The sequence below is a fragment of the Dermacoccus sp. UBA1591 genome (assembly GCF_002322065.1).
Lineage (GTDB): Bacteria > Actinomycetota > Actinomycetes > Actinomycetales > Dermatophilaceae > Dermacoccus > Dermacoccus nishinomiyaensis.
Window position 1 is genome coordinate 713 of sequence record NZ_DCNR01000035.1, and the last position, 5,671, is coordinate 6,383.

The 5,671-nt window shown below is 70.4% G+C and carries 4 protein-coding genes; all 4 read left to right on the plus strand.

All coding sequences use genetic code 11. The features are described 5' to 3' along the window. A partial coding sequence (gene holA / locus B2284_RS03795; protein WP_286697209.1) for a DNA polymerase III subunit delta occupies positions 1-738 on the plus strand: 738 nt, incomplete at its 5' end. A 201-nt stretch (positions 739-939) separates the two neighbouring features. Further along, positions 940-1,200, plus strand: a complete 261-nt coding sequence (gene rpsT, locus B2284_RS03800) for a 30S ribosomal protein S20 (RefSeq protein ID WP_006944584.1) — start codon at positions 940-942, stop codon at positions 1,198-1,200. 225 nt (positions 1,201-1,425) lie between these two features. Continuing rightward, positions 1,426-4,296: a leucine--tRNA ligase gene (gene leuS / locus B2284_RS03805; protein ID WP_136788479.1), complete on the plus strand. Its 2,871-nt coding sequence runs from the start codon at positions 1,426-1,428 to the stop codon at positions 4,294-4,296. Beyond that, a complete protein-coding gene (locus B2284_RS03810) occupies positions 4,296-5,471 on the plus strand; it encodes a DegV family protein (RefSeq protein WP_074046005.1) in 1,176 nt (391 codons plus the stop codon). The genes leuS and B2284_RS03810 overlap by 1 nt, the downstream gene beginning before the upstream one ends. Positions 5,472-5,671: the final 200 nt, after the last annotated feature.

The window sequence follows — 5,671 nt, forward strand, 5'->3', positions numbered from 1 at the left end:
GTCGACGAGCTCGAGGACGCGCTGAAGGTCGGTCTCGACGACGCCAACCTCATCGTGCTGCACAAGGGCGGCAACCGCGCCAAGCGCGTGCTGGATGCACTCAAGAGGGCGAAGGCGCGCGTCATCGAGGCGCCGGCGATCAAGTCGGATCGCGACAAGTCGGCGTTCGTCATGAACGAGTTTCGTCGCGCACGCCGCCGCATCACACCCGAGGGCGTGCGGGCGCTGCTCGAGGCGGCCGGCAAGGACACCTCAGAGCTCGCCGCGGCGTGCCGTCAGCTCGTCGACGACACGAGCGGCGTCGTCGACGAGAACACCGTCGGCACCTACCACGGCGGCAAGGTGGAGGCGACGGGCTTCCGCGTGGCCGACGCGACCGTCGCCGGCAACGCGCCCGAGGCCCTGCGGCTGCTGCGCCACGCGTTCGCCTCCGGGGTCGATCCCGTGCCGATCGTCGCCGTCCTCGCCTCGCAGCTGCGCCAGGTCGCCAAGGTCGCCTCGGCCGGCAGTGGACGCAGTGCGGATCTCGCGAAGCAGCTGGGGATGCCACCCTGGCAGGTCGACAAGGCGCGGACGGCGTCGCGCGGATGGGACGGCGTCCGTCTCGGACGCGCGATCCAGGCCGTCGCCGCGGCCGACTTCGCCGTCAAGGGTGGTGGACGCGATCCGCAGTACGCCGTCGAGCACGTGGTCCTCGAGATCTGTCGTCAGCGCCACGCGCCGAGCGAGCGTCACTGACGGCCTCGGGCCCGCCGCCCCGATTGCGCCGCGCGGTGGCTCGGCTGGTACGTTTGAGCGAGTGCGTGTGGGCTCAGGTCGTGCGCACACGCAACAGCAGTAACCAGCGGTCTCTCATCGCCAGGTGTCCCCACGCCATATCCGAGAGGCCGTCTGTCGCCCTCACGACAGAACACATTCGACCGAAGAAGTGAGATTTTCGTGGCAAACATCAAGTCGCAGATGAAGCGGATCAAGACGAACGAGATTCGTACCGAGCGCAACAAGGCCTACAAGTCCGAACTGCGCACGTGGATCCGCAAGTTCCGCGCCGAGGTCGAGGCCGGCAACAAGGACGCCGCGTCGACGGCCCTCGCTGCTGCCTCGCGCAAGCTGGACAAGGCTGTCTCCAAGGGAGTCATCCACAAGAACCAGGCCGCCAACAAGAAGTCGGCCATGGCGAAGCAGCTCAACCAGATCTGATCGCCGTGGTGCTTCGCGAGAAGCGCTTCGCATGACGTGGGCCGTCACCTCCCGAGGTGGCGGCCTTCGTCATGCCAGGGCCCGGGCGGGCCGAGGGGGAGGCGACGCGCTGCCCGAACCGGCCAGCGCGGGAAAACGCCGACGACGTGCCCCCGGCCGCCCTGACATAATGAGCCGGAACTTTCGCGGGGCCTGCCCGCACCGACGCGATGTGAGGACGATCCCTTGAGCGAGACCGAACACAGCCAGCGCTACACCGCGGAACTGGCGGGGCAGATCGAGCGCCGCTGGCAGGACGCGTGGGAGGAGGCAGGCACCTTCGAGGCCCCCAACCCAAGCGGACCGTGGGCGGACGAGCAGGGCGTCGCCGGGCGTGAGAAGGTCATGATCCAGGACATGTTCCCCTACCCCTCGGGTGCGGGGCTGCACGTCGGTCACCCGCTCGGCTACATCGCGACGGACGTCTACGCGCGCTATCAGCGCACCCAGGGCAAGAACGTCCTCTACACCCTCGGCTACGACGCGTTCGGGCTGCCGGCCGAGCAGTACGCCGTTCAGACGGGCCAGCACCCGCGCAAGACGACCGAGGACAACATGGTCAACATGCGTCGTCAGCTGCGCCAGCTCGGGCTGTCGCACGACGCGCGCCGCACGTTCGCGACGATCGACCCGTCGTACTACAAGTGGACGCAGTGGATCTTCCTGCAGATCTTCGACGCCTGGTACGACCCGGACGCGAGCAAGGCCCGCCCGGTCGACACCCTCGTCGAGGCGTACGAGAGCGGCCGCGTCGCGACGCCGTCGGGCGAGGCGTGGGGCGACCTCGACGCCGCCGGGCGCGCTGAGGCGATCAACGCGCGCCGCCTGGCGTACAAGTCGGACGCCCCCGTCAACTGGTCGCCGGGCCTCGGCACCGTCGTCGCGAACGAGGAGGTGACGGCGGACGGCCGCACCGAGCGCGGCAACTTCCCGGTGTTCAAGCGCAACCTGCCGCAGTGGATGATGCGCATCACCGACTACGCCGACCGTCTCGTCGACGATCTCGAGCGCCTCGACTGGCCCGAGTCGATCAAGCTGCAGCAGCGCAACTGGATCGGGCGCAGCAACGGCGCGTCGGTGCGTTTCGACGTCGCGACCCAGGCCGGTTCGGGCGAACAGATCGAGGTCTTCACGACGCGTCCCGACACGATCTTCGGCGCGACGTTCATGGTGCTCGCGCCGGAGCACCCGCTGCTCGAGACGATCGTCCCGGAAGCCTGGCCAGCCGGGACGAATGAGTCGTGGACGGCGGGTGCCGGGACGCCGCGCGACGCCGTCGCCGCCTACCGCCGTGAGGCCTCGCGCAAGAGCGACGTCGAGCGTCAGGCGGGGGAGAAGGGCAAGTCGGGTGTGTTCACCGGTGCCTTCGCGACGAATCCCGTGACGGGTCGGGCGGTGCCCGTGTTCGTCGCCGACTACGTCCTCATGGGCTACGGCACGGGCGCGATCATGGCCGTGCCCGCGCAGGACGAGCGTGACTGGGAGTTCGCGCAGGCCTACGGCCTCGACATCGTGCGCACCGTCCAGCCGAGCGAGGGCCACCCGGAGGATCAGCCGTACACGGGCCAGGGCGCCGCGATCAACTCGTCGACGGCCGGGCTGTCGCTCGACGGGCTCGACATCGAGACGGCGAAGAGGAAGGTCATCGAGTGGCTCGAGGCCAACGAGCGTGGCACGGGCACGACCACGTACCGCCTGCGCGACTGGCTGTTCTCGCGTCAGCGCTACTGGGGTGAGCCGTTCCCGATCGTCTACGACGAGGACGGGACGGCCCACGCGCTGCCGGAGTCGATGCTGCCCGTCGAACTGCCGGAGGTAGCCGACTACTCGCCGAAGACGTACGACCCGGAGGACGCCGAGTCGATGCCCGAGTCGCCGCTGTCGCGCGCCGACGAGTGGGTCAGCGTCGAACTCGACCTCGGCGACGGTGTCAAGAGGTACACGCGTGAGACGAACACGATGCCCAACTGGGCCGGTTCGTGTTGGTACGAGCTGCGCTATGCCGACCCCGCGAACACCGAGCGCTTCGTCGACGCGGGGTGCGAGGAGTACTGGCTCGGCAAGGGCCGCGGCTTCGGCAAGGGTGTCGCGAACGACCCGGGCGGCGTCGACCTGTACGTCGGTGGCGCGGAGCACGCCGTCCTGCACCTGCTGTACGCGCGCTTCTGGCACAAGGTGCTGTTCGACCTCGGCCTCATCTCGAGTGAGGAGCCGTTCCGCAAGCTGTTCAACCAGGGCATGGTCCAGGCGTACGCCTTCCGCGACGGGCGCGGCCAACCCGTGCCGGCCGCGGAGGTGCGCGAGCGCGTCGAGGGCGACGAGACGATCTACGAGTGGCAGGGCCAGCGAGTCACCCGCGAGTACGGGAAGATGGGCAAGTCGCTCAAGAACGTCGTGACGCCCGATGAGATGTGCGACACCTACGGTGCCGACACGTTCCGCGTCTACGAGATGTCGATGGGTCCGCTCGACGCCTCGCGACCGTGGGAGACGCGCGCCGTCGTCGGATCACAGCGCTTCCTGCAGCGCCTGTGGCGCAACGTCGTCGACGAGAACACCGGTGAGCTGCGGGTCGCCGAGGAGGGGATGGACGAGGCCACGACACGCCTCGTGCACCGCACGATCGACGGCGTCACCGGCGACTACGAGAACCTGCGCTTCAACACGGCCGTCGCGAAGCTGATCGAACTCAACAACGCGCTGACGAAGCTCGACGCCGTGCCGCGCGAGGCCGCGGAGGCCATCGTCCTCATGACGGCGCCGCTCGCCCCGCACCTCGGCGAGGAGCTGTGGCGCCGCCTCGGACACGAGCAGAGCCTCGCGTTCGAGCCGTTCCCGACAGCCGACCCGGCGCACCTCGTGCAGGGCACCGTCGTCGCCGTCGTCCAGGTCGCGGGCAAGGTGCGTGACCGTCTCGACGTCGCCGCCGACATCAGCGAGGCCGACCTCGAGGCCGCGGCGCTCGCCAGCGAGAAGGTGCAGAACTTCCTCGAGGGCAAGCAGGTGCGCAAGGTCATCGTGCGCGCGCCGAAGCTCGTCAACATCGTCGCGGGCTGATGGCTCGAGCCGGTGGCAGGGCCGGTCGGGTCGGTGTCGTCACCGACTCGACCGCCTGCCTCCCCGCCGAGTTGGTCGCAGCCTGCGCGCCTGACGCGGCGAGCCTGCTGAGGGTCGCGCCGCTCAACGTCACGATCGGCGACGTCACGCGCCCCGAGGACGAGTTGGGGGCTGACGCGGTCGCCTCCGCACAGGCCGAGGGGATAGCGGTGACGACGTCGCGCCCGTCACCGGCGGCGTTCGTCGAGGCCTACCGGGCGCTCGCGGACGCCGGATGCACGAGCATCGTGTCGCTGCACGCGTCGCAGGCGTTGTCGTCGACGGTGAGCTCGGCGAGGCTGGCGTCGCTCGAGGCGGGGTTGGACGTCGAGGTCGTCGACTCGCGCACGCTGGGCATGGCGCTCGGTTTCGGCGTGCTCGCGGCGCTGCGCTGGTCGCAGGCCGGGTATGACGTCGACGCCGTGGCCGAGGCGGCGCGCGCCACGTGCGCGTCGTCGCGCACGGCGTTCTACGTCGACTCGTTGGAACCGCTGCGCCGCGGCGGGCGGATCGGGCGAGCCGGGGCTCTGTTCGGCTCGGCGTTGTCGATCAAACCGCTGCTGCAGGTCGACGACGGCGTCATCGCGCCGCTCGCGCGCGTGCGATCGCGGGGCAAGGCCGTCGAGCGGCTCGGGACGTGGGCTCTGGCTCAGGCCGAGAACCTCGGCGAGGGCGAACGCGTCTGCGCCGTGCACTCGCTGCAGCACTCCGAGTTGGCGCAGGTGCTCGTCGACCGGTTGGGCGGTGGCGCGTCCCCTGGGGCGGGGCGGGACGGTGAAGCGCGTTCCGCTGAAGCGAGCTCGACCGGTTCGTCTGGGGGTTCCGGTGACGATGCGACGGGGCCGGCCGGGCCGGGCAGCCGGGCTGCGGGTCCGCGAGCGGACGGTGCCCCAGGCGCGGCGGGCCCCGATGCGGCCGACCAGGTTGGCGACGTGGCTGCGCTCGGAGCGTCCTCGCCGGACGGAACACGGGGCGACGGTGCCGGCGCTGCAGCGGAGGCCGACGGCGCGTCGTCGTCAGCCGTGCCGTGGGCGATGGCGCCGGTGCAGGCGCGCCTGGGAGCCGTCGTCACCGCGCACGTGGGCGCCGGAGCACTCGGCGCCGTCGTCGCGGTGATGCCGGAACCGCCGGGCTGACGACGGCTGCTGCGAGCCGCATCGGGCGCGCCTCTTCCACAGCTGTGACGGCCACGGGCCCATCCGGCACGCGCCTGCACGCGTTTCCACACCTTCGGCTCGCGTCAGCGAGCGTGGAGGGATGGGGCTTCTTACCGTCGAGGCATGACCCGCAGAACGCTGCCCGAGACCGACGACCGGCTCGACGAGGTGCTCGCCGA